Genomic DNA, 23853 nt, shown 5'->3' on the forward strand with positions numbered 1-23853 from the left:
ACTAGGCCGTTGTGTTGCGGTGGCCGTAGGTCAGGCGCCGTAGGAGGACCTCCATCGGGCCTCGGTGGCCTGTGCGGTCCAGCCAGGTCGCGAGGACGATCGAGACGGCGCCGACCGCGAGGGCGGTTCCGAAGGCGGCGGCGAAGCCCAGGTCGTCGGACAGGCCCAGCGTGAACGGGTAGAACAGGGCGAGGAACACCGCTGACTGGAACAGGTAGAAGGTCAGCGAGCGCCGGCCGAGGGCGGCGAGTGCGGCGGTGAGGGGGCCGAGGCGGGGGCGTGTCGCGATGAGCCCCATGAGGGCGGCCAGGCCGATGCCGCCGGCATAGCCGGTGAGGGTGTGCGCGAGGACGGCTGCCCACGGCGCGGGGGGCGTCCACACGCCGGACAGCAGCAGGGCTCCCGGGAGCCGGCCGGCGAGTGCGACGCCGAGGCAGATCACGGTGACGCGGCGCAGCAGGGGCCGGTGCCGCTCGGGGTCGTCCAGGAGGCGGCGGCGAGCCGCCCAGATGCCCAGCATCATGCCCGGCACGATGTCGATCGTGCCCAGGACCGTCTTCACCGGCCACATCTGGAGGCCGGACAGCAGATGGGAGCCGAGGTCGGCCGGCATGATCCCTGCCCCGGCGACGTCCAGGGCGCCGGACAGGGCCAGCAGGACCGGTCCGGAGGTCACGAGCACCGCCGGGAGGAGGGCCAGGGCGGCCGTCCAGCACAACACCGAGTCCCGGGCCCGTACGAGCGGGACGAGCATCAGCAACGTCAGCCCGTACACCGCGATGATGTCCAGCGGCACGAGCACTCCGTGCACGAAGCCGATGACGATCAGCCATCGGCTCCGGCGCCGCAGGAGCTTCTTGAGCGAGTCCCAGTCCCCGCCCTTCACCTGATGCCGGTACGCGAACTGGCCCAGCGCGTAGCCGAACATCACCACGAACATCGGCCGGGCCTGGTTGTGGGCGAGCAGATGATCGAGGAACGCGGCCACGCCGTCGAGCACCCCGAAGGACGTGCCCGTGACGAACACCGGCGCGTGCGCCACCGCGATCGCCAGCAACATCACGCCCCGGGCCAGGTCCGGCGCCAGGGATCGGCCGGTCACCGTCGTGACGGTCACGGCGCTCACCCGACCCGCCGCAGGGCACGCTCACGGCGTGCCGCCACCGTCGAGCCGGACTCCCCGCGTGCCATCCGCCGCAGCACGATCGGCGCCACGAGCAGGCCGAGCACCGCCCAGGCGCCCAGCACTCCGGCGGTCTCCAGGTGCCGCCAGGACTCGCCGATCTCGACGGCGAGCGCCGAGTCCGGCAGCAGGGCCGAGCGCATGCCGAGTCCCATCCAGTAGACGGGGAAGATCTGGGCGAGCCACTGCAGCCACTCGGGCAGTGCGGTGATCGGGTAGAAGATGCCGGAGATGCCGATCAGGGCGAGGAACGGCAGCTGGACCAGCCCCTGGGCGCGTGCGGTGGTGAACACCGAGCCCAGGACCGCGCCGATGGGCAGGGTCGCGACCAGTCCGAGCGCCAGCACCCAGGCCAGGCCGGGCCAGGAGCCCGGGCCGATCCGCAGGCCCTCGACGAGGAGCGCGGCCGGCACGAGGAAGATCACCAGGTCGGCCAGCAGGCCGCCGGACACCGAGATCAGCTTGCCCATCAGGTAGGCGGGCATCCCGTGCGGGGTCGCCTTGGCGCGCAGCAGCGTGCCGTCCTCGCGGTCGGCGGTGAGCTGCTGGCTCATGCCGATCACGCCGGTCGCGGCGTTCATGCCGAGGATGCCGGGCAAGGCCAGGGCGCCGAGCATGAGCGTGCCGACCGGCAGGTCCCGGATGAAGAACAGCGTGCCCACCATCAGGGCGGGCCACAGGAAGTGGGAGAACAGCTCGGCGCCGTTGGTGAACGACTGCCGCAGCTCGATCAGGCCCCGGGACCAGCCCGCGCGCAGGACGGTCGCGTTCATCGGGCCTCCCTCTCGGCCTCGCGCACCAGCGCCAGGTACGTCTGCTCCAGCGAGGCCCGGTGGACCTCCAGTTCCTGGACGTCGTCGCCGTGGCGGGCGAACAGCTCGCGGGCGAACGTGGTCGAGTCGGGCGTCCTTTCGACGTACCGCCGCCCGTCGCGCGTCCAGCGCACCTCGTCCTCGCCGGCGATCCGCCGTGCCAGCTCGGCGGAGGTGCCGTCGGCGACGATCCGGCCGCCGTTCAGCACGAGGATGCGGTCGGCCAGCTTCTCGGCCTCGTCCAGGTCGTGGGTGGTGAGCAGGACGGTGGTCTCGCGGGCTTCGGCCAGGTCGCGCACGAGATCGTGGAAGTCGGACCTGGCCTGCGGGTCGAAGCCGGTGGTCGGCTCGTCGAGGAACAACATCTCGGGGCGCCCGACGAGGCCGACCGCCACGTCGAGCCTGCGCCGCTGGCCGCCCGACAGCGTCTTCAGCTTCTTGCCGGCGTGCTCGGTCAGACCGACCCTCTCGATCAGCTCGTCAGGGTCCCAGGGCCGCGGGATCCCGGGGGCGGCGTAGGGGGCGTAGTAGGTGCCGAGGTGGGCGAGGAACTCGCGTACCCGCCATTTGCCGTGGTCGCGCCAGGACTGCAGCACGATCCCGAGCCTGGCCCGCCACAGCTCGTCGCCGTGCGCGGGATCGGCGCCGAGTACCGAGACCCGGCCCTGCGACCGGGCGCGGAAACCCTCCAGGATCTCGATCGTGGTGGTCTTGCCCGCGCCGTTCGGCCCGAGCAGGGCCAGAACCTCGCCGTGGCGGGCCTGGAACGTGACGTCGTGCAGGACGTCGAGCGGGCCGTAGCGCATGCGCAGCCCGTCGACGTCGAGCACGACACCGTTGCTCTTCGTCATGAGATGACCTCTTCTCGTGATCGGATGCCCTCGTGCCGGCGAAGCCCGGCGCGAGGGCATGGCGCATCGCGGCCCGAACCGGGGCCGGTGCGCGGGGGCAGGGGTGCTGGTCACCAGCTTTCGCGCGTGAGCGTCTCCTTGACGCGATCCATCAGTCCGGCCCGGTCGACGCCCGCCAGCGCGAGCGCACGGGGAACGATGCCGGCGTCGGCACTCAGGACGCCGAGCAGCAGGTGCGCGGGACGCAGGTCCTTCTTGCCTTTGGCGGCGGCAAAACCGCGTTCGAGCGCGAGCCGGGCGGAGGCGCCGGGCTTCGGTTGATCCTTGGGGTCGCGGAAGGGCTTCGGGAGGTCATGGGAGGCGAGGGACACCCCGACCGCTTCGAGGCTGTGCTCGAACTCCCGGTGCAGCGCGTCCCTGACGGCCTGCCGCCCGAACCCCGCCGCCGTCAGCACGCGGTGCGCGGCGGTGCCCTCGACGGCGGCGATGGCCAGCAGGAGGTGGTGGGCCTCGGTGGCGGCAGAGCCTTCCTCCCGCGCCTCGGCCGCTCCCCGCAGGACGATGTCGTTGATGTAGTGGTCGATCGTGCTCACTGTCGTCTCCTCAGCGTCACGCCGGCGGCGATGAGCCGCTTGGCGTGCTTCTTGTGGACCGCCTGCCGGGTGACGTCGAGCGCCTCGGCGACCTCCGGCCAGCTCCACCCGGCGCGCATGGCCTGCTCCACGGCGGCGTCCTCGAGGTGGTCGGCCAGGCGCCGCAGCGCCGCGACCGCCGCGAGCGCGTCGGCAGGGTCCTGGGGTGTGGTTTCCGACGGCATGCAAGCAACCTTAGTTGACTACTTCGGGGTCAGTCAACTTGGGTTGCTTAGCATCTCGATGCCCAGGTGAGCGCCGTCGTGGAAGCAGCGGGGGTGATCCCACGCCGGGTTGTCAGTGGCGTCTGCGACCGTGTGCCGCATGGGTGAGCCGATCTTTGACGTTCGCGCATTTTTCCCGACACGTTGGGACATTTATTGATCACCTGTTCACCGCCGCCTTGGAGTGTCGGATCCCATGCGCCGTCTCGCCCTCATCGCCGCCACCGCCGTCACCGCGCTCGCGGCCGTCCCCGCTGCCGACGCCGCCACCAACGGCCACGGCACCCTGCGGATCAACCACGTCCAGACCATCGCGACCCACAACAGTTACCACCGCGAGCTGACCGACGCCGAGAAGGACGTGCAGCGCAGGACCGACGCCAACTGGTGGAACCTGCAGTACTCGCACACCGCGCTGCCCAACCAGTTCGGCGCCCAGCACGTGCGCGGCATCGAGCTGGACGTCTTCCCCGACCCTCGGGGTGGCCTCTACAGCAACCCGCTGGTGCGCCGCGACGCCGGCCTGCCCGCGCTCGACGACCCCGCCCTCGCCCTGCCCGGCTTCAAGGTGCTGCACTGGGCCGACCACGACTACGGCACCAACTGCTCCGCACTCCTCACCTGCCTGCGTCAGGTACGCGAGTGGTCCGACAAGAACCCCGGCCACGTTCCACTGACGATCCTGACCGAGTTCAAGAGCACCGACCCGGCCAAGGAGGCCATGGGCGGAGCCAGGAGCCCGGCCTGGGACCCGGCGCTCATGGACGCCCTGGACTCCGAGATCCGCTCGGTCTTCCCCGCCGACCGGCTCATCACCCCCGACGACGTCCGCAGGCCGGGGCTCACCCTCGAACAGTCGGTGCTCAAGTACGGCTGGCCGGAGCTGAAGGCGTCCCGTGGCAAGGTCATGTTCTTCATGGACAACCAGGCGAGCGCCATCCAGGAGCCTTACCTGGCGGGCCGGCCGAGCCTGGAAGGGCGGGTGCTGTTCACGAACTCCCGGCCCGGCCGGCCTGACGCCGCCTTCGTCGGCTGGAACGAGCCGGAGGGCGCCAACACCGCGCAGATCCAGGACCTCGTACGCAAGGGCTACTACGTGCGGACCCGGTCCGACGTGCCGTTCACCGAGGCCAGGTCGGGCAGCACCGGCCGGTTGAAGGCGGCACTCGACAGCGGCGCGCAGATGGTCAGCACCGACTTCCCGGCGATCGGCCTGTCGGCCAGGCACGGCAGCGACTACACGGCCGAGCTGCCGAGCGGGGCGCCGGTCCGCTGCAACCCGGTGAGCGCGCCCGCCGGCTGCCGGGACGACTCCCTGGAGCGGATCAGGACCAGGTGACCCGCAGGGCGGGCGGTGATCGACGCCGTCATGGGGTCATCGCTTCTGCGGGATCGAGCCGAGGAACCTGCTCAGCGCCTCGTTCAACTCGGCCGGTCGTTCGAGGTCGGGCAGGTGTGCGGTGTCGTCGATGACGGCGGGCTCGGAGCCCCGGATGATCTCGTGCATGAGCCGGGCGTCACCGATCGGGGTGAACTCGTCATCACCACCGACGACGATGAGGGCGGGCACGCGACAGCTGCGGAGTGCTCCCGGAACCGGAGGCGATCGGCGACCGGGTGGCCTCGGCGCTGCTCCGCCGACCCTCGCCGCACTGCCAGGAGCGTCCCCGAGGACACCGAGGTCGAGTAACGAAAACCGGTCAGTGATGCGTGGCGGCGACAGTGGCGACGCTGCCTCCCGTGACGCGGAGAAGGTCGAGCTTTCCGTCCTCGGCGCTTCCGGACGCCGCCGTGTAGGTGACCAGGCGCAGGTCGGCGCCGGGAACGATGAGGACGTCGCAGTCGAGCAGGATGTCGCCGACCTGAGGGTGCCGGATGGTCTTCGCGTCGGTCGTGTGCGGGGCGGCGGTCGTCCGCGCGGCCCAGTGATGGGCGAAGGCGCCGGACGTCTCGCGGAGTTCTCGTACGAGACGATCGAGCCGGGCGTCGGTGGGATAGCGGGAGACGGCGTCCTTGAGGTCGGCGACGATCGAGGCGGCGAACGCGTCCGGTCCGCGTTCGGACCGGACGGGGAGCATCAGGGCGCTCGCGGCGCCGTCGCCGAAAAGCGCGCGGGCGAGGTTGCGCTCGGCGGCAGGGAGGGCGGCGGGGTCGCCGTGCAGGGCGCTCCACATGGTGTTCCACCACACCAGGGTCCAGTCCGCGGTGAACACGCCGATCGGGACGTCGCCGAGGCGCGAGACGAGCCGCTGGATGCCTGGGGGCACGTGGGTGTCGACGGTCCCGTCCTGCGGCGGCAGGAGCCCGGCGCTGCGGTAGAGCCGGTCGCGCTCGGCGCGGGCGAGCTGAAGGGCGCGCGCGAGAGCGCCGACGACCTGCGCCGAGGGGTTCTTGGCGCGGGCCTGCTCCAGGCGCAGAACGTAGTCGACGGACAGCCCCGCCAACTGGGCCAGCTCCTCGCGGCGCAGTCCCGGCGCGCGACGGCCGCCGGTCGCCGTGAAGCCGGCGTCGGCCGGGGAGAGGCGGTCACGCCAGGCGCGCAGGAGCGCGGCGAAATCGGAGCGGGAGGCAGCCATGGACCCATTCTCGCGGCACGGCGACGGCTGAGCCTGGGTACTGCCGGTCCTAGTGACGGACGGTGCACTGGCCGGCGGCGGCGCTTGGGACGACCGTGGACCTGCGCCCGGAGCGGGCGCCACCGGTGCGACAGCGAAGGAACCCGGCATGAAGCACACCCTGGTGATGACGGGCGCGAGCCGCGGAATCGGCCGCGTCGCCGCCCGGCACATCCTGCGCCGGTCGCCGGAGACGCATCTCGTCGTCGTCGCCCGCCCGGCCTCCGGCGCGCGGCTCGCCGCGGAGCTCTCCTCGGGCGGACGCCCGGTCTCGCACGTCCAGGCGGACCTCGGCTCGCTGGACAGCGTCCGGGCGGCCGCCGTCGAGATCCGCGACCGGCTCGACCGCGGTGACCTGCCGCCCCTGCGCGGCTTCGTGGGGAACGCCGGCATTCAGCACAGCAACGCGCTGACCGAGGGACCGGAGGGGCTGGAGTCCACCTTCACCGTCAACGTGCTCGCCAACCATCTGTTCGTACGCCTGCTCCAGGAGCGTTTCGCCACCCCTGCCCGGATCGTGATCACGTCAAGTGACACCCACTTCGGCGACCTCAGGCACAACCTGGGCATGGTGCCGGGGCCGGTCTGGAAGTCCCCGGACGCTCTCGCCCGTACGGGCGCCTTCGCCGAGCCGCACACCGCGGCCGGTGGGCGCACCGCGTACTCGACGAGCAAGCTGGCCGCGATCTACCTGGTTCACGAGTACGCGCGCCGCCTGCCGTCCGGGATCGACGTCGTGGCCTACAACCCGGGGTTCGTCCCCGGCACCGGCCTGGCCCGCGACGCCGATCCCTTCTCCCGGTTCGCGATGCGGCGCGTCATGCCCCTGATGATCCTCACCCCCTTCGCCACGAGCCCCGGCGCCGCCGGACGCCACCTCGCCGACGTCGTCCTCGGCACGCTCCGGGCGCCGACCGGTTCCTACGTCGACCGCAACCGTGTGGGCCGCTCCTCGGACGAGTCCTACGACCCGCAGCGCGAAGCCGACCTCTGGAAGGCCGTCGAACGGTTGACCGCGGTCGCGCCGCGTTGAGCTGGGTTCAGCCGGCCGCGGACCGCACGATGTCGTCGACGAGGGCGGCCAGACGGTCCGGCTGGGACAGGAACGGGGAGTGGCCGGTGGACAGCCTGCGGATCTCGGCGGCTCGGGCCGCCATCCGCTCTTGCAGGGCGGGCGGGAGAGCCTGGTCCCGCTCGGCGATGATGTAGGTGGAGGGGATGTCGTGCCAGGCGGCCGTGTCGGCCTTCTCCGTGAAGGACCGCCTGGTCTGGTTGACCAGGCGGCTCATCGCCTGCTCGGCCTCGGCGTCCGGAAGGTCGCCGTAGAGCGAGGTGCGCGGCTGGTCGACGAGGGGGAACAGGCCGCTCGTGTCGTCGGTGTCCGGCAGGCCGTGGAGGGTGTACAACGACTGTCCCCGGTCCGGCATGTACGCGGTGAGGTAGATCAGCCGCTCGACGTTGCCCGCCCCGGTGGCGGCCTCGGTCGCCGGGATTCCCCCGTAGGAGTGGGCGAGCAGCACGATCGGGCCTTCGACCGCGGCCAGTTCCCCGGCCAGTACGGCGGCGTCGTCGTGCATGCCCGCGGTGGGACGTTCACCGGCGCTCGGAAGCGCGGGCGTGCGCGTGGCGTATCCGAGTGCGTGCAGTTCGGGCTCCAGCCTCGCCCAGGTGCTCGGACGGTGCCAGGCGCCGTGGACCAGCATGACGGTGGTCATGGAAGGGACTCCTAGGCTCCTATGTGATCGGTGGTGACATAGGTGGATGTGTCCTTCGGCTGTGGTCGACGTGCGGCCGTCGGCGACGCGGCGGAGGTGGGTCAGCCCGGCGCAGATGGCCACGGCCGTATTTTCCGACGTGCGCGCGCCGAGGTCGAGCCCGATGGGGTGGGCGCGGTTCGGCGACTGCTCTGGACATGCCTCACCGCCGGGGGGCACATCTCGCCGTAACGTCGTCGAGAGACGCGCTCCGGTTCACGACCCTCTCTACAGGCAGGGCGGTGAGGCGGTCAGAGGGTCGCGGTGGCGGACCGTAGCCACGCGATCTTGTCGGCCGTGTCGGTGCGGGGAAGCGGGTTGTACAGCACCATGGTCAGGTCGGGTCTGGCGGGCAGTCTCAGCTGGCTGCTCTCGAACGTCAGCGTGCCCACGACGGGATGGTCGACCTCGTTGATCCAGATTCCGGCCGCCTGTACGTCCTGTCGTGCCCACAACCGGGCGAATTCGGGGCTGGTCGCGGCCAGTGCCCCGGCCACGTCATGGATGTCGTGATCGGGGGGCTGCTCGGCCGCCGCGGCGCGGAAGGCCGCCACCACGGTCGGCGCCAGGTCCTGCCAGGCCCGCTCCCGGCGGCGGAACCGCGGGTCGTGGAAGAAGCCCACCAGGCAGTTGCGCTCGGCCTGCGCCATGTTCAGCGCGAGCCTGGCCGACTCGTTCCAGGCCACGTGGTTCCAGGAGGCGTCCAGCATGGTCGCCGGTTTGGGATCCCAGGCCTCGATCAGTCGTTGCAGGCCGTCGCAGTAGGCGTGCGGGTGCCCGGTCGGCGGCGGTGGATTGAGCCCGGCCAGCGTGTACAGGTGCCGCCGTTCGACCTCGTCCAGTCGCAGCACCCGGGCCACCGCGTCCAGCACCTGCGCGGAGACGTTGATCTCGCGTCCCTGCTCCAGCCACTGGTACCAACCCGGGCTCACCCCGGCCAGCACCGCGACCTCCTCACGGCGCAGCCCGGGCGTGCGCCGGCGCCCACCGGCCGGGAGGCCGGCCGAGGCCGGGCTGATGCGGGCACGTCTGCTCACCAGGAAGTCACGCAGGTCCCGGCGACGTCCTTCTCCCGGCGTCATCGCGCACTGCCTCGGCTGGTGGTGCCACCACCAGTGTCACCGCGCTCTCCCCACGGCGTCCCGTCATGGCCGAGCGTGGACGCCATGACGATCGACCCCTTGCCGAGGGACGCCGATGCCGGGACCTCCTCCGGGGAGCACGACGCCCGGTTCACGACACGTGCGAAACTCATCCTTGCCATCCTGTGTGCCGCGCAATTCATCATTTCTCTGGATTTTTCGATCTTAAATGTGGCCTTGCCTGATCTCGGCCGGGAGCTGGGGATGGAACAGGCCGACCTGCAGTGGGCCGTCACCGCCTTCGCGCTGCCGTCGGGGGGATGCCTGCTGCTGTTCGGCCGCATGGCGGACCTGCACGGCCGGCGCAGGCTCTTCCTGGGCGGCGTCCTGCTGTTCACCGCTGCCTCCGTGCTGGCCACCTTCGCGTGGAGTCCGGGAGTGTTCGTCGCGGGGCGTGCCCTGCAGGGGCTGGGGGCCGCCGCCGTCGTACCCACCGGCATGTCGCTGCTGACGACGACCTTCCCCGAGGGGCCGCGGCGCAACCGGGCGCTCGGCGTCAGCGGGTCGGTCCTCTCGCTCGGATTCACTGTCGGCATGCTGGTCGGCGGCGCCATGACCGACACGCTGGGCTGGCGGTCGACGATGGCGTCACTGGCCGTCGCGGGCGTCGTCCTGGCCGTGGTGGCGCCCGGCCTGCTGACCGAGAGCCGGGGCGCCCGATCCTCCCGGCTGGATCTGCCCGGCGCGGCCACCGTCAGCGCGGGGCTGGTCTGCCTCATCTACGCCCTGTCGGCCACAGGAGCGGCGAGGGTGGTGGCCCTGGCGGCGGCCGTGCTGTCGCTGGGCGTGTTCGTGATCATCGAGTCGCGGGCCGCGCAACCGCTGGTTCCGCTGACGATGTTGCGCCGGCCCACGGTCGCCTTCGGCAGCCTGGGCGGCCTGATCACCTTCTCCATGATGAGCGCGTTCATCTTCCTGCTGACCCTCTACCTGCAGGAGGTCGTGGGACTGTCCCCCTTGTGGACAGGTCTGTTCTTCGGCGGTCAGGGCGTCGTCCTGGCCGTGACGGGCATGGTCTCCTCCCGGGTGATCCGCGTGCTGGGCGCGGGGCGGACGCTGGCGGCGGGGCTGGCCCTGCAGGGCGTCTGCACGGCCGCGATGACCGTGACCGAGGGTGCCTGGCCGGTCCTGGCCGTGGTGTGCCTGGCCTCCGTGGGCCACATGTCGGCCGTGGTCTCCTACGGCGTCACCGTGACCTCCGGGCTCCCCGACACGGTTCAAGGGCTGGCGACCGGGTTGGTGACGAGCGCCCAGCAGATCGGCATCACCGTGGGCATCCCGATCCTCAGCGCCGTCTGCGTGACCCGCGCGTCCGCGCTCCGATCCGCGGGCCAGGCCCCGGCCGCGGCCCTGCTGAGCGGTGTCCGGCTGGCCGCCGTCGTGGACGCGGCCGCGCTGCTGGTGGTCTCGCTCCTGGTCGGGTACGTCCTCCTCCGCACCACCGTTCGCCGATCTCTGAGGACGTACGCATGAACGACTCGCACCTGGCCGGTCAGGTCGCCCTGGTCACCGGCGGCTCGTCCGGCCTCGGGCTGGCCATCGCGCAGGCGCTGTCCGGCGCCGGCGCCCACGTCGTGGTGTCCGGCAGGCGCCGCGAGGCGTGTGAGGAGGCGGCCGCGGGAATCACCCGGGCGACCCGCCGCCCCGCGTCGGGGCTGGCCTGCGACGTGACCGACGAGGACGCCACCCGGCGGCTCGTGGCGGAGATCCTGTCCCGTCACGGACGCCTGGACGTGCTGGTGACCAGCGCCGGCGTCCAGGCCCGCGGCGAGATCACGGACCTGGACGTGTCCGTCCTGCGACGCTGTCTGGAGACGAACGTCGTCGGCACCTTCCTGGCCTGCCAGGCGGTCGTGCCGGCGATGCGGGCCGCGGGGTACGGCCGCATCGTGACCCTGGCCAGCGCCCTCGGGCTCGTCGGCGCGGCCGCTCGGTCCGCCTACGCGGCGAGCAAGGGGGCGGTCGTCCAGCTCACCCGCAGCCTGGCCGTGGAGCTCGCCCCGTACGGGATCAACGTCAACACCCTCGCCCCCGGCCCCTTCCGCACGCCGCTCAACACGAACGCCGACGACGACCCGCAGGTGCGGCAGTTCCTGCACCATGAGGTGCCCCTCCGACGCTGGGCCGAGCCGGGCGAACTCACCTCCGCGGCCTTGTTGCTGGCCGGCCCGGCCGCGTCCTACCTGACGGGCGCGATCCTGCCGGTGGACGGCGGCTGGAGCGCCCACTGATCCTGCCGGGCAGCCACGCCGGGCAGGAGGCCGGTACACGCGTCACGACCTCCGCCGCTGCGGGACTGGAGCGGGAACTGCGCGAGGCCCGGGGTTGAGCGTCGAGGCCGCACCCGTCACGGGCGCGCGGGAACGGGTGAGGTGGTGGTGATGAGGAAGCGGTGCAGGCCGCGGCCCACCCAGCGGTCGCGGTGATCCGGGGGCTCGGCGGCGGACAGGGCCGGGAAGCGCCGCAGGAGCAGCGGCAGCGCGATGCGGGCCTCCATGCGCGACAGCGGCGCCCCCAGGCAGAAGTGCGGCCCGGCGCCGAAGCTGAGCGGCTGGACGTCCGGCCGGTCCGGGTCGAAGCGCGCCGGGTCGGGGAAGCGGCGCGGGTCCCGGTTGCCGGCGGCGAGCATGAGGACGACCTTCGTCCCGCCGGGCACGGGAATGCCCGAGATGTCCGTCGCGGCCTCGGCCCACCGGCTGGTCGCCTGGACGGGCGCCTCGAACCGCAGGACCTCCTCCACGTACGCGGCGGCGAACTCCGGCTCCTCGCGCAGCCGCGCGGCCAGGCCCGGATGCTCGAACGCCAGCCGCAGCCCGTGCCCGAGCAGGAAGCTCGTCGTCTCGAACCCGGCGGTCAGCAGCAGCATCAGGTTGCCGACCAGCTCGTCGTGGCTGAGCCGGGTGCCGTCGTCGTGGGCCCGTACGAGGGCGGTCAGCATGTCGTCGGCCGGGTGGCGGCGGCGGTCGTCGATGAGGTCGCCGAAGTAGCCGGCCAGCTCGTCCATGGCCTTGTCGGCGATGGACAGCCTGGAGACGTTGGTGATGCCCTCCAGAGCGATCGTCAGGTCCGAGGCGACCTGGCGGAACCATTTCTGGTCGTCCTCGGGCACGCCGATGAGCGCGCTGATGACGGCGATCGGCAGCCGGGAGGCGAACTCGGCGACGTAGTCGACGGGCGTGCCGCCGGCGCCCAGGTCGGCCAGCCGGTCCAGCAGCCGGTGGACCATCCGCTCGACCGACTCCTGCATCCCGGCCACGCGGGCGGGGGTGAAGCCGCTGCTGACCAGGCGGCGCGTCTGCGTGTGGCCGGGCGGGTTGCGGTACAGCATGGAGTCGGTGTAGCCGCGCAGCGAGGAGTGCGAGCGCCAGTCGGGATAGATGTGGTCGTACCCGGCGGCGTCCTGGACGCGGAGCCGGTTGTCGCGCAGCGCGCGGTTGATCTCGGCGTAGCCGACGGCGACGGTCAGGCCGGGGCGTACCGGCACGACCGGCCCGTGGGCGCGCAGCAGCTCGTACAGGGGGTAGGGGTCACGGCGGCCTTCGGGGGCGACCAGGGCGGCGACGATCTCGGCGGGGGTCACGGGCGGGCCACCAGCCGGACGATCCGCAGCGCGCCCGCCGGATGCACCGAGGCGACCTCCAGGCCGCAGCGCCCGGCCAGGGCCCGCAGGTCGGCGACGGCGCGCTCGCGGCCGCCGTAGTAGACGAGCATGCGCAGGTCCATGCCGGTGCGCGGCGACTCGCCGTCGGGGCCGAAGTCCTCCACCACGAAGACGGAGCCGTCCGGCCCGGCCGCCGCGGCGCAGCGGCCCAGGATGACGGCGGCGTCGTCGTCGCTCCAGTCGTGCAGGATCCACGACAGCAGGTAGCCGTCGGCGCCCGGGGGCAGCGGGTCGAAGAAGCTGCCGCCGACGGCGTCGCCGCGGCCGGACAGGCCGGCGGCCTCCAGCGCCGCGGCGGCGGCCCGGGCGGTGGCGGGCTGGTCGACGACCGTGCCGCGCAGCCCGGGGTGGGTGGTGAGCAGCGCGATGAGCAGAGAGCCGTCGCCGCCGCCGACGTCCACGACGTGGCCGAGGCTGCCCCAGTCGTAGCCGGCCACGATGGCGGGGGCCCGTCCGGGGACCTCGGCGGCCATGCGCGCGTCGAACGCGGCGGCGCGGGCCGGGTCGGCGGCCAGGTCCTCCCAGAAGGAGCGGCCGAACTGCCGGGGGAAGGCCGCCTCACCGGTGCGCACGCTGTGCAGCAGGTGGGCGAAGGCCAGCTCGGCCCGTCCTTCCCAGCTCTCGATGTCCAGCATGGCGCGCATCCCGGCCGGGTGGTCGTCGCGCAGCTCCTCGCCGAGCGCGGTCAGCGTGTACCTGCCGTCGTCGTCCCTGCCGAGCACTCCCCTGGCGGCCAGGTAGCGCATGAGGCGTTCCAGGGTGCCGGGGTCGGCGCCCACGGCGGGGGCGAGTTCGGCGCCGGTGGCCGGCGCCTTGGCGAGCCGGTCGGCGATCCTCAGCGTCGCGGCCACCCTGATGGCCATCGGGGTTCCCAGGTGGGCCAGCGCCCACAGGCGATGCTCCGTCACGCGGCCATCGTCACACCGTGGCGCGCGCAGGGGCACCTTCCAGAGTGCCGCCCGCGTCCGCGCCCGCGAAACAGCGCACATCGCGAGATGGCCGCCGCGTCCCCGGGTGCCACGCTGAGGGTGCACCGTGCCGCCTGCCCTTGGGAGATGTCCGATGCCCGATGCCGCGCCGAAGACCCGTCCGCTCACGGGCGGCGAGTACGTCGAGAGCCTGCGTGACGATCGTGAGATCTACCTCTACGGTGAGCGCGTCAAGGACGTCACCGAGCACCCGGCGTTCCACAACCCGGTGCGGATGACCGCCAGGCTCTACGACGCCCTGCACGCCGACGGCACCCGTGAGCTGCTGACCTGCCCCACCGACAGCGGCGGCGAGGGCTACACGCACCGCTTCTTCACCACCCCGCGCACGGTCGAGGACCTGGTCGCCGACCAGCGGGCCATCGCGACGTGGGCCAGGATGAGCTACGGCTGGATGGGCCGCAGCCCCGACTACAAGGCCTCCTTCCTCGGCACCCTGGGCGCCAACGCCGGCTTCTACGCCCCCTTCGACGGCAACGCCCGCCGCTGGTACCGCGAGTCGCAGGAGAAGGTGCTGTTCTGGAACCACGCGATCGTGCACCCGCCGGTCGACCGCAACCGCCCGCCGGACGAGGTCAACGACGTCTATGTGCACGTCGAGCGGGAGACCGACGCGGGGCTCGTGGTCAGCGGGGCGAAGGTGGTCGCGACCGGCTCGGCGCTGACGCACTACAACTTCATCGCCCACTACGGCCTGCCGGTCAAGAAGCGCGAGTTCGCGCTGGTGGCCACCGTCCCGATGGACGCGCAGGGGCTGAAGCTGATCTGCCGCCCGTCCTACGGCATGAACGCGGCGCTGACCGGCGGCCCGTTCGACTACCCGCTCTCCTCCCGCCTGGACGAGAACGACAGCATCCTCGTCCTGGACAAGGTGCTCATCCCCTGGGAGAACGTGTTCATCTACGGCGACCTCGGCAAGGCGCAGCTGTTCACCGGCCAGTCGGGCTTCACCGAGCGTTTCACCTTCCACGGCTGCACCCGGCTTGCGGTCAAGCTGGAGTTCATCGCCGGGCTGCTGGTCAGGGCGCTGGAGATCACCGGCACCAAGGACTTCCGCGGCGTGCAGACCCGGATCGGCGAGGTGCTGGCCTGGCGGAACCTGTTCTGGGCGCTGTCGGACGCCGCCGCCCGCAACCCGGTGGAGTGGCGCAACGGCGCCCTGCTGCCCAACCCCCAGTACGGCCTGGCCTACCGCTGGTTCATGCAGATCGGCTACCCGCGGATCAAGGAGATCATCCTGCAGGACGTGGCCAGCGGGCTCATCTACGTCAACTCCGGCGCGGCCGACTTCAAGAACCCGGACATCCGTCCGTACCTGGACAAATACCTGCGCGGCTCGGACGGCACCGACGCCGAGGGCCGCGTCAAGGTGATGAAGCTGCTGTGGGACGCGATCGGCTCGGAGTTCGGCGGCCGCCACGAGCTCTACGAGCGCAACTACGGCGGCAACCACGAGAACACCCGGGTCGAGCTGCTGTTCTCGCAGATGGCCGGCGGCCAGCTCGACGAGTACGCGGCCTTCGTCGACCGGTGTCTCGGCGAGTACGACCTGGACGGCTGGACGGTGCCCGACCTGTCCTCCTTCGAGGAGCTGCGGCGCACCGGCACCGGCTGACCTGCTCGACCCAACCCTGAGGAGAGAAGGGCGGACACTCATGCGTCCATTCCGCATCGACATCCCCGACGCCGACCTGCTGGACCTGCACCGCAGGCTCGACGCCACCCGCTGGCCGGACGAGCTGCCCGGCACCGGCTGGGAGCGCGGCGTGCCGCTGGGCTACCTCAAGGAGCTGGCCGACCACTGGCGGCACGGCTTCGACTGGCGGGCGGCCGAGGCCGAGCTGAACCGGCACCCGCAGTTCGTCGACGAGATCGACGGCGCGGACGTGCACTTCCTGCACGTGCGCTCGCCGGAGCCGGACGCCGTGCCGCTGCTGCTGACGCACGGCTGGCCGGGCTCGGTCGCCGAGTTCCTGGACGTGATCGGGCCGCTCACCGACCCGCGCGCGCACGGCGGCGACCCGGCCGACGCCTTCCACCTGGTCATCCCGTCGATCCCGGGGTTCGGGTTCTCGGGGCACACCAGGGAGGCGGGCTGGCACCCGTACCGGGTGGCGCTGGCGTGGGCCGAGCTGATGCGCCGGCTGGGCTACGACCGCTACCTGGCGCAGGGCGGCGACGCGGGCGCGGTGATCTCGCTGGAGCTGGCCAGGCTGGCTCCCGATCACGTGATCGGCGCGCACGTCAACATGCTGATGGCCTTCCCGTCCGGCGACCCGGCCGAGCTGGCCGGGCTGTCGCCGGCCGAGCAGGGCCGGCTGGCCGGGCTGGCGCGGTTCGACGAGGAGCTGTCGGGCTACATGAAGCTCCAGTCCACCCGCCCGCAGACGCTGGCGTACGCGCTCACCGACTCGCCCGTGGGGCAGCTGGCCTGGATCGTGGAGAAGTTCCACGACTGGACGGACTCCGACAAGGCGCCCGAGGACGCCGTCGACCGGGACCGCATGCTGGCCAACGTGTCGATCTACTGGCTGACCGCGACCGCCGGGTCGTCGGCGCGCTTCTACTACGAGGGCGCGGCGGGGCTGAAGATGGCCGCCGAGGGGCACCGTCCGCCGCCCATCACCGTGCCCGTGGGCGTGGCGGTCTTCCCCAGGGACATCTTCGTGCCGGTGCGCAGGCTGGCCGACCGGGACGTCCCGACGATCAGCCACTGGACCGAGTTCGAGCGGGGCGGCCACTTCGCCGCCATGGAGCAGCCTGAGCTGCTGGTGGGCGACGTGCGCGCGTTCGCCAGGTCGCTGAGGTAGCCGTACGACGCGAAAAAGGACGCCGGCGGAGATTCCGCCGGCGTCCTTTCTCGTGCGGACGGGGTCAGGACCTGAGCAGCGGGACCTGCGGCTGCTGCCCGGGGGCGGCGGCAGGAGCCGCGCCGCCGCCGCTCTGGCACAGGACCCGCAGCATGAGCGCGGGCCGCATGAGCGTCTGCGGCGGGTCCACGAGCCCGGCCACCCGCATGAACGCGGCCGTGACCGCGCCGTCGCGGGCCGCCGCGGCGTGCAGGCGCGCCATGTAGGCGTTGCCGATCCGCACCTTGGCGGTACGCCGCCCCTCCACCCCGGGGAAGGCGAGGTCGGCGCCGGCGGAGATGTCCCACGGGACGTCGATGACCCGCGAGATGTCCCTGAAGAAGGCCCGCCAGGACGGGACCGCCCCCGCCTGGAGGTGCCCGCGCAGAATCATCGCCTCCATGGCGGCGACGGTCATGCCCTGGCCGTAGACGGGGTTGAAGCTGCACACGCCGTCGCCCAGCACCAGCAGGCCGTCGGGGAAGGCGGGCAGGCGCTCGTAGCGGCGCCGCACGCTGGCCGGGAAGGTGAAGGTGACGCCCTCGTCGAGGGGTTCGGCGTCGCGGATCGCCTCGTAGACGTCCGGTACGGGCAGGGACTTGGCGAAGGCCAGGAAGCCGTCGAGGTCGGCCGGCGGGTGGTCGCCCAGGATGCCGGTGAGGGAGAGCATGCTCATGTCGCCGGGCAGCTTGGGGAAGAACGCGCCGCGCGGGTTCGCGGGCGAGGCGACCGGGTTGATCGACAGGTCCTCGCCGTACGGGTCGCGGCGCAGGCGGAAGTGGCGGGTGGTGTAGGCCAGACCGATCTTGACGCGGTCCTCCTCCGGCCGGGGGAAGCCGAGCTCCTGGAGCCAGGCGGGGGTGCGCGAGCCGCGGCCCGTCGCGTCCACCAGCAGGTCGCAGGCCAGGTGCTCCTCGACGCCGGCGGCGTCGCGCACGCGCACGCCGGTGACCCGGTCGCGGGCCGGCGTCGCGGTCGGGCCGAGGATGTCGGTGCGCTCCAGGAAGCGCACGTTGGGCAGGGCCGAGACGCGGTTCCTGACCTGCTCCTCCAGGACGGGCCTGGTGGCCGAGACGCTGATCAGGCCGGTGGGGGCCGGGCGCAGCCGGCGGCCGTTGAAGTACCAGCGCAGGCTGGTGGCGAGGTCTCCGGCGGGCACCCCGTCGTCGATCATCTGCTGGGTGAGGCCGGGGAACAGCTCGTCCAGGATCTGCTGGCCGCGGGCCAGCAGGGCGTGGGCGTGGCAGCCGTGCGGCACGCCCCGGCGCGGGCCCTCCGCGCCGGTCAGCGTGTCCCGGTCCACCAGCAGGACCTCGGCGCAGTGCTCGGCGAGCACGCGCGCGGCCAGCAGCCCCGCCATGCCTCCGCCGAGCACCACCGCGCGCTGTGCGACGTGAGCGGTCATCTCAGTCACGCGGGCTGTTCTGGTAGGCGGCCAGCTTCCACTGCCCGTCGCGCCGGACGGCCAGCCAGGAGGCGCGGACCGCGCGCTCGGGGGCGACCTCGCTCTCGCCGGCCGCCAGCACGCCGCCCTCGGTGGTCAGCAGGCAGACGTCCTCGCCGAGGAAGCGCAGGTCGATGGGCTGCCCGGTGACCTGGGTGCCCTGGTACGGCCCGGCGAAGGCGTGGCCCATGAAGGCGCGGATCTCGGCCTGGCCCTTGCGGTACACGCCGGGCAGGATCATGGAGCCGTCCTCGGTGAAGACGGCGGCGAACGCCTCGGCGTCGTGGGCGGCCCAGGCGGCGATGATCTGCTGCGGCAGGGCGGCGACGGCGAGGGTCTGGTCGGGGGCCGACACGGTGGTCATGGCGATCTCCTTCAGATGTAGAGGGTGTCGGGTTCGAGGCCGCACAGAATCCGCCCGTACAGCTCGGCGTTGGTGTTGGGGTGCATGAGGGCGTGCTGGTTGACCGCGTGCACGTCGCGGGCGATGCGCTGGATGGGCACGTCGCTGTAGATCGAGGAGCCGCCGCTGGCCGTGGCCAGGATGTCGACGGCCTCCTTGCCCAGGCGGCAGACGGCGCCCATGTCGGCGCGGGCGCGTACGCGCTCCTCGATGGTCCACTGGGCGGAGGCGGTGTCCTTGGCGTCCACGGTCGAGGCCAGGCGGTGGGCGTGGAACTCGGCCTGGTCGAGCTTGAAGGTGGCCTCGGCGACCTGGAGGTGGGTCAGCGGGGCGGCGCTCTGGCTGGCGTACCCTGTGTAGGTGATCTTGCGGTCGGGCAGCCGCTCGAAGAAGACCTCGCGGGCGGCCTTGGCCAGGCCGAGCACGGTCCCGACCGAGGAGGCGGCGGCCACGGGCAGCAGCGGCGAGCGGTAGATCGGGGAGCCGGCGTTGACGTCGTCGGCGTGCTGTCCCTGGAGGATCGCGCCCAGCGGCATGACCCGCTCGGCGGGGACGAACAGGTCCTGGGCCACGGTGCTGACGCTGCCGGTGCCGCGCAGGCCGGAGGTGTGCCAGTCGTCGATGACGACCAGGTCGCTCATGGGGACCAGCGCCATGACGGGCTCGGGCTCGCTGTCCGGGCCCACGACGACGGCCACGATCTCCTGCCAGTGGCTGTGGTGCGCGCCGCTGACGAAGCCCCACTTGCCGTTGACCACGATGCCGCCCTCGGCGCGCACGGCCATCGCGGTGGGGCTGAGCGTGCCGCAGATCCGCACGTCGGGGGTGGCGAACACCTCGTCCTGGACGGCCTCGGGGAAGTGAGCGGCCATCCAGGTCGGGATCCAGTAGACCGAGGCCGTCCACGCCGCGGCGCCGTCGGCGCGGCCCAGCTCGGCGGCGACCTCGACCAGGGTGCGCGTGTCCGCCTCGGCGCCGCCGTAGCGGCGCGGGGTCCGCAGCCTGAAGACGCCGGCCTCGGCCAGCGCCTCGATCGTCTCCTCGTGCAGCCTGCGGTTCTCCTCCGCCCAGGCCGCGTTCCTGCGCAGGACAGGGCCTGCCTCCGTCGCGCGGCGGACGAGGTCTTCCCGCGCCGGAGCACCTGTCATCAACACCATGTCCTCCCGGGACGTCAGTCGGGACACTGCTCCCTGAACGTCCCATTCGCCGGTTGAGTGGCGCATCTTCCGGCGTGCGGGGTTGCCGGGCACGCACGGAGATGCGAAGGTCACCGGGGCCGGGCGAGTCTTGGGGGAAAACCCGAGACGAAGGGTTCGCGCAGCATGACAGCCGTCACCCACGCCCCCGTGGCTCCGCCCGAGCCCGGACTCACCCCCGACGAGATCGTCGCCAGGGCCGAGGCCATGGTGCCCGCCCTGGTCGAGCGCCAGGCCGAGACGGAACGGCGCACCTACTACGCCCCCGACACCCACGAGGCGTTCGCCAGGGCGGGCTTCTACCGCATCCTGGTCCCCCGCCGCTTCGGCGGCTACGAGTTCGGCGTGGAGACCTTCATGCGGGTGTCGATGACGCTCGCGCGGGGCTGCCCGTCCACCGGCTGGATGTACTCCTTCGGCTCGGCGCACACGCTGGCGGTCGCCACGCTGTTCGGCGAGCGGGCCCAGAGGGAGCTGTTCGCCTGCGGGGACTTCATCTGCCCGGCCACGGTCGCGCCCGGCGGCTCCGCCCGTCCCGACGGCGAGGGCGGGTGGCTGCTCGACGGCACCTGGAGCTACTGCTCGGGCGCCCCGTACGCCACCCACTTCATGGGCCACGTCGTCGTGGACGGGCAGCCCATGTTGTTCACCGCGCCGCGCGACCAGTGGCGCCGGCTGGACGACTGGGGCGGCCAGCTCGGCCTGAAGGGCAGCGGCTCGCACAGCATCGTCATGGACGGCGGCCGCGTCCCCGGCCACCTCACGCTGCCGCTGCACCTCAGCCAGGCCGTCGTCACCGGCGGCACCCCCGGCCGCGAGCTGCACGGCAACCCCGAGTACGGCGGCGGCCCGCTCAGCGTCATGCTGCTCGGCAGCGCGGCCGTCGTGCTGGGCATGGCCCAGGGCGCCCTGGACGCCTACGAGGAGCTGATGCGGACCAGGACGACCATCTTCCCGCCGTTCACCACCCGCGCCGAGGACCCCGACTACCAGTCCTGGTACGGCGAGGCCGCCGGCATGCTCGCCGCCGCGGAGGCGGCCCTGACGAACGCCGTCCAGCAGTGGAGCCGGACCTGCGCGGCGGGCCCTGAGGCGTTCACCAGGGAGCGGGACGTGCGCCTGGCCACCATCAGCCGCGAGGTCGCCCGCCTGGCCTGGCGGGCCGTCGAGGGCTGCCTGTTCCCCACGGCCGGTTCGAGCGCGGTCCGGGACGGGCAGCGCATCGAGCGCATCTGGCGGGACATGTCCACCACGCACAGCCACGCCGGGTTCGCGATCTACCTGGGAGCCCTGGCCAACCGGGAGCTGTCCCGCGCCCGCTTCGGCCTGGACTGACCCCTCGCAGGACCAAGGCGGGCCCGGTTCCCCGGGCCCGCCTTCGTGTGCGCTCAGTCCTTGGTGTGCGCTCAGTCCACCAGGACGGGCTCCTGGTCCGGCTGGTGGTGGCCGTCGTGCACGCCGGCGAAGGGCGCCACGCCGCGCAGCCGGACCAGCGCGAGCACGGCCAGCACGGCGCACAGGGCGGCGCTCGCCCACGCGACCGCGTGCAGCCCGGCGGTGAACGCCTCGCGGGCCGCGCCGAGCAGCGCCGCGCCCTGGTCGGCGGGCAGGTCCCGGGCCACGGCGACCGCGCCGGTGATGCCGTCCTGGGCGAGCGCCGGGGTGCCGGTGGGCGGGGTGAACGCGCCCCGGTAGACCACGGTGCCGAGGCTGCCCAGGGTCGCGACGCCGAGCGCGACGCCGAACTCTCCGCCGGTGGCAACCAGCGAGGCGGCCGAGCCGGCCTTCTCCGGCGGGCTGGTGCTCATCGCCACCTGGTTGATCATGCCGCCGACCGGGCCGACACCGAAGTAGCACACGCCCAGGAAGACGATCAGCGCGGTCACCGCGCCCACCACGACCTGGGTGAGCAGGAGCTGCCCGACGACCGCGATCACCATGCCGCCGCCCAGCAGGTACGCCGGCCGCACCCGGCTCGCCAGCCGCGGCGTGAGGTTGATCGAGACGATCAGCGCGACGGCCGGACCCAGCAGCCACAGCCCGGCCTCCAGCGGCGACATGCCCTCGACCGTCTGCAGGAACAGCGCGACCTCCATCCCGGTCCCGGTCTGCAGCGCCCCGCACAGCAGCCCGATCAGCACGGCGGCGGTGAACGCGCGGTGGCGGAACAGCCGCACGTCCAGCAGCGGGTGGGCCAGCGCGCGCTGCCGGTGCACGAACACCGCGGCCACGAGCAGCCCGGCGGTGACCGCGACGGCGGGACCGGCGCCCCAGCCGTCGCGGGCGACCGCCTTGAGCCCGTAGATCAGCGGCAGGATGGCGCCCAGCGACAGCACGACGCTGACCAGGTCGATCCGCCCGCCGGCGGGATCGCGGAACTCCGGCAGCAGCGGGGCCGCCGCAAGCAGCAGCAGCATGACCGGCACGCCCATCAGGAAGACCGACCCCCACCAGAAGCGCTCCAGCAGCGCGCCGCCGACCACCGGGCCGAGCGCGATGCCGAGCATGAAGGCCGTGCCCCAGGCGGCCATGGCCAGGCCGAACTGCCGGGGGTCGCGGAACATGACGCCGATCAGGGACAGCGTCGAGGGCAACAGCGTGGCCCCGGCGACGCCGAGCAGGGCGCGGGCCAGGATCAGCATCTCGGGGCTGGTGGAGAAGGCGGCCAGCAGCGACAGCAGGCCGAAGGCCGCGCCGCCGGCCAGCAGCAGCCGCCGGCGGCCGATCCGGTCGCCGAGCGAGCCCATGGTGACCAGGAACCCGGCGGTCATGAAGCCGTAGATGTCGGTGATCCACAGCTGCTGGGTGGCGTCCGCGCCCAGATCGGAGCTGAGGTGCGGCAACGCGAGGAACAGCACGCTGATGTCCAGGGCCACGAGCATGGTGGGCAGGAACAGCGCCACCAGCCCGAGCCACTCTTTCCGCCCCGCGCGCGGGGCGCCGTCGTCGGTCACGTCCTCACTCCTTGTTCCCTGGGTTCATGTGGTCAGCTCGATCCGCGTGTGGTCGCCGACCACGAGACGGTGGTCGCTGCGGCCGGGAGCGACGGTGGTGTAGCGCCCGATGAGCGAGCCGCGCAGGCCGCTGGCGGCCACGATCGAGGCGCCGTCGAGCACGATGGAGTCGGACAGGCGGGTGGAGCGCACCACGCAGTCGCGTCCGATGGAGGTGCCGGGCCCGATGTGGCTGTCCACGATCAGGGTGTCCGGGCCGATGATCGCCGGTCCCTCGACGACGGAGGCGACCACCCGCGCGCCGGGGCCGAGCACGACGTCGCCGCGTACCAGGCTGGCGGCGTCCACGTGGCCGGCGATGTCGCGGGAGAGCCGGGCCAGCAGCCGCCGGTTGCACTCCAGGACGTCGTCGACGCGGCCGGCGTCGCTCCAGTAGCCGCGGTAGAGGCTGGCCCTGACCTCCTGGCCGGAGGTCAGCAGCCACTGGACGGCGTCGGTGATCTCCAGCTCGCCCCGGCGTCCGGGGACGATCCGGTCCACCGCCTCGTGGACGGCCGGGGTGAAGAAGTAGACGCCGGTCATGACCAGGTCGCTGCGCGGCCGTTCCGGCTTCTCCACCACCCGCAGCACCGCGCCGGTCCCGTCGGTCTCGACGACGCCGAACGGCCGGGGGTCGGCCACCCGGTGCACCACGATCTGGGCGGCCGGGCGCAACGCGTGGAACTCCTCGGCGATCGGCCCGATCCCGTCGGCCAGGACGCAGTCGCCCAGGTACATGACGAAGTCGTCGCCGCCGAGGAAGGGTCGCGCCAGCTTGACGCAGTGGGCCAGCCCCAGCGGGCGGAGCTGGCGGATGTAGGTGACGCGCGTCCCGAACCGTGAGCCGTCGCCGACGACCTCGGCGATCTGCGCCTCCCTGTCGCCGACCACGAGGCCGATCTCGGTCACGCCGAGCGCGCGCAGGCTCTCCAGCACGTGCTCCAGGACCGGTTTGTTGGCGATCGGGATGAGCTGCTTCGGCATGGAGTGGCTCAAGGGACGCATGCGGGTGCCGGACCCGCCGGACAGCACCAGAGCCTTCATGCTCGCCAGAATCCCAACGGCGGACCCCCGCGGGCATCTCTGACAGTGCGGGATGACGCCG

The 23853-nt window shown here is 72.6% G+C and carries 23 protein-coding genes; 7 read left to right on the top strand and 16 right to left on the bottom strand.

What is annotated here, in order from left to right; genetic code table 11:
• Window position 1 precedes the first annotated feature (1 nt).
• The 5 genes from ACWCSU_RS30735 to ACWCSU_RS30755 form a co-directional block, all read right to left on the bottom strand.
• Window positions 2-1117, bottom strand: coding sequence for a DUF418 domain-containing protein (locus tag ACWCSU_RS30735; protein WP_449939676.1), 1116 nt, complete (start codon window positions 1115-1117; stop codon window positions 2-4).
• Between the two features lie 5 nt (window positions 1118-1122).
• Window positions 1123-1956, bottom strand: coding sequence for an ABC transporter permease (locus tag ACWCSU_RS30740; protein ID WP_364087950.1), 834 nt, complete (start codon window positions 1954-1956; stop codon window positions 1123-1125).
• The gene (locus ACWCSU_RS30745) at window positions 1953-2846 is read right to left on the bottom strand and encodes an ABC transporter ATP-binding protein (protein WP_449939677.1); all 894 of its coding nucleotides are present in this window, start codon (window positions 2844-2846) and stop codon (window positions 1953-1955) included. Before ACWCSU_RS30745 ends, ACWCSU_RS30740 begins: the two co-directional genes overlap by 4 nt.
• A gap of 110 nt (window positions 2847-2956) precedes the next feature.
• A complete protein-coding gene (locus ACWCSU_RS30750) occupies window positions 2957-3439 on the bottom strand; it encodes a Clp protease N-terminal domain-containing protein (protein ID WP_449939678.1) in 483 nt (160 codons plus the stop codon).
• Window positions 3436-3663 (bottom strand): RNA polymerase subunit sigma-70, encoded by a 228-nt coding sequence (locus ACWCSU_RS30755; RefSeq protein ID WP_449939679.1) that lies wholly within the window; start codon window positions 3661-3663, stop codon window positions 3436-3438. The genes ACWCSU_RS30750 and ACWCSU_RS30755 overlap by 4 nt, the downstream gene beginning before the upstream one ends.
• A gap of 235 nt (window positions 3664-3898) precedes the next feature.
• Between ACWCSU_RS30755 and ACWCSU_RS30760 the strand changes: the two genes are divergently transcribed.
• Window positions 3899-5041, top strand: coding sequence for a phosphatidylinositol-specific phospholipase C1-like protein (locus ACWCSU_RS30760; protein ID WP_449939680.1), 1143 nt, complete (start codon window positions 3899-3901; stop codon window positions 5039-5041).
• A 36-nt stretch (window positions 5042-5077) separates the two neighbouring features.
• Here the strand turns inward: ACWCSU_RS30760 and ACWCSU_RS30765 are convergent, their stop codons facing one another.
• Both ACWCSU_RS30765 and ACWCSU_RS30770 read right to left on the bottom strand, forming a co-directional pair.
• Window positions 5078-5272, bottom strand: coding sequence for an alpha/beta fold hydrolase (locus ACWCSU_RS30765; protein WP_449939681.1), 195 nt, complete (start codon window positions 5270-5272; stop codon window positions 5078-5080).
• A 130-nt stretch (window positions 5273-5402) separates the two neighbouring features.
• Complete coding sequence (locus ACWCSU_RS30770) at window positions 5403-6278, bottom strand: helix-turn-helix transcriptional regulator (protein WP_449939682.1); 876 nt, start codon at window positions 6276-6278, stop codon at window positions 5403-5405.
• A gap of 148 nt (window positions 6279-6426) precedes the next feature.
• Here ACWCSU_RS30770 and ACWCSU_RS30775 point away from each other — a divergent pair, with 148 nt between their 5' ends.
• Window positions 6427-7350, top strand: a complete 924-nt coding sequence (locus ACWCSU_RS30775) for an SDR family NAD(P)-dependent oxidoreductase (protein ID WP_449939683.1) — start codon at window positions 6427-6429, stop codon at window positions 7348-7350.
• A gap of 7 nt (window positions 7351-7357) precedes the next feature.
• On the opposite strand, the gene ACWCSU_RS30780 is transcribed toward ACWCSU_RS30775, so the two are convergent.
• Together ACWCSU_RS30780 and ACWCSU_RS30785 are read right to left on the bottom strand one after the other, a co-directional pair.
• Complete coding sequence (locus tag ACWCSU_RS30780; RefSeq protein ID WP_357696730.1) at window positions 7358-8032, bottom strand: alpha/beta hydrolase; 675 nt, start codon at window positions 8030-8032, stop codon at window positions 7358-7360.
• A gap of 290 nt (window positions 8033-8322) precedes the next feature.
• Window positions 8323-9153, bottom strand: a complete 831-nt coding sequence (locus ACWCSU_RS30785; protein ID WP_357696728.1) for a helix-turn-helix transcriptional regulator — start codon at window positions 9151-9153, stop codon at window positions 8323-8325.
• An 84-nt stretch (window positions 9154-9237) separates the two neighbouring features.
• Here ACWCSU_RS30785 and ACWCSU_RS30790 point away from each other — a divergent pair, with 84 nt between their 5' ends.
• Together ACWCSU_RS30790 and ACWCSU_RS30795 are read left to right on the top strand one after the other, a co-directional pair.
• Window positions 9238-10686 (top strand): MFS transporter, encoded by a 1449-nt coding sequence (locus tag ACWCSU_RS30790; protein WP_449939686.1) that lies wholly within the window; start codon window positions 9238-9240, stop codon window positions 10684-10686.
• Window positions 10683-11444 (top strand): SDR family NAD(P)-dependent oxidoreductase, encoded by a 762-nt coding sequence (locus ACWCSU_RS30795; protein ID WP_449939688.1) that lies wholly within the window; start codon window positions 10683-10685, stop codon window positions 11442-11444. Before ACWCSU_RS30790 ends, ACWCSU_RS30795 begins: the two co-directional genes overlap by 4 nt.
• Window positions 11445-11560: 116 nt before the next feature.
• Here ACWCSU_RS30795 and ACWCSU_RS30800 read toward each other — a convergent pair whose 3' ends face one another.
• Both ACWCSU_RS30800 and ACWCSU_RS30805 read right to left on the bottom strand, forming a co-directional pair.
• Window positions 11561-12793: a cytochrome P450 gene (locus ACWCSU_RS30800; protein ID WP_449939690.1), complete on the bottom strand. Its 1233-nt coding sequence runs from the start codon at window positions 12791-12793 to the stop codon at window positions 11561-11563.
• Complete coding sequence (locus ACWCSU_RS30805; RefSeq protein WP_449939691.1) at window positions 12790-13782, bottom strand: methyltransferase; 993 nt, start codon at window positions 13780-13782, stop codon at window positions 12790-12792. Before ACWCSU_RS30805 ends, ACWCSU_RS30800 begins: the two co-directional genes overlap by 4 nt.
• Before the next feature lie 154 nt (window positions 13783-13936).
• On the opposite strand from ACWCSU_RS30805, the gene ACWCSU_RS30810 reads away from it, so the two are divergent.
• Together ACWCSU_RS30810 and ACWCSU_RS30815 are read left to right on the top strand one after the other, a co-directional pair.
• Window positions 13937-15478: a 4-hydroxyphenylacetate 3-hydroxylase family protein gene (locus ACWCSU_RS30810; protein WP_449939692.1), complete on the top strand. Its 1542-nt coding sequence runs from the start codon at window positions 13937-13939 to the stop codon at window positions 15476-15478.
• Window positions 15479-15518: 40 nt separating this feature from the next.
• Window positions 15519-16673, top strand: a complete 1155-nt coding sequence (locus ACWCSU_RS30815; RefSeq protein ID WP_449939694.1) for an epoxide hydrolase family protein — start codon at window positions 15519-15521, stop codon at window positions 16671-16673.
• Window positions 16674-16737: 64 nt separating this feature from the next.
• Here the strand turns inward: ACWCSU_RS30815 and ACWCSU_RS30820 are convergent, their stop codons facing one another.
• The 3 genes from ACWCSU_RS30820 to ACWCSU_RS30830 are packed head-to-tail and all read right to left on the bottom strand — an operon-like array spanning window position 16738 to window position 19707.
• Window positions 16738-18117 carry an FAD-dependent oxidoreductase gene (locus ACWCSU_RS30820; protein ID WP_449939759.1) on the bottom strand — a complete coding sequence of 460 codons (1380 nt, stop codon included), beginning with the start codon at window positions 18115-18117 and terminating at the stop codon, window positions 16738-16740.
• A gap of 1 nt (window position 18118) precedes the next feature.
• Window positions 18119-18520: an SgcJ/EcaC family oxidoreductase gene (locus tag ACWCSU_RS30825; RefSeq protein WP_357696714.1), complete on the bottom strand. Its 402-nt coding sequence runs from the start codon at window positions 18518-18520 to the stop codon at window positions 18119-18121.
• Window positions 18521-18531: 11 nt separating this feature from the next.
• Window positions 18532-19707: an acyl-CoA dehydrogenase family protein gene (locus ACWCSU_RS30830; RefSeq protein WP_364087980.1), complete on the bottom strand. Its 1176-nt coding sequence runs from the start codon at window positions 19705-19707 to the stop codon at window positions 18532-18534.
• Window positions 19708-19881: 174 nt separating this feature from the next.
• Between ACWCSU_RS30830 and ACWCSU_RS30835 the strand changes: the two genes are divergently transcribed.
• A complete protein-coding gene (locus ACWCSU_RS30835) occupies window positions 19882-21090 on the top strand; it encodes an acyl-CoA dehydrogenase family protein (protein ID WP_449939698.1) in 1209 nt (402 codons plus the stop codon).
• Window positions 21091-21161: 71 nt separating this feature from the next.
• Here the strand turns inward: ACWCSU_RS30835 and ACWCSU_RS30840 are convergent, their stop codons facing one another.
• Both ACWCSU_RS30840 and ACWCSU_RS30845 read right to left on the bottom strand, forming a co-directional pair.
• The gene (locus ACWCSU_RS30840; RefSeq protein WP_449939700.1) at window positions 21162-22709 is read right to left on the bottom strand and encodes an MFS transporter; all 1548 of its coding nucleotides are present in this window, start codon (window positions 22707-22709) and stop codon (window positions 21162-21164) included.
• A 24-nt stretch (window positions 22710-22733) separates the two neighbouring features.
• On the bottom strand, window positions 22734-23792 hold the full coding sequence (locus tag ACWCSU_RS30845) for a glucose-1-phosphate thymidylyltransferase (protein ID WP_449939702.1): 1059 nt from the start codon (window positions 23790-23792) through the stop codon (window positions 22734-22736).
• Window positions 23793-23853: the final 61 nt, after the last annotated feature.

This window comes from Nonomuraea sp. NPDC001699 (genome assembly GCF_053596455.1).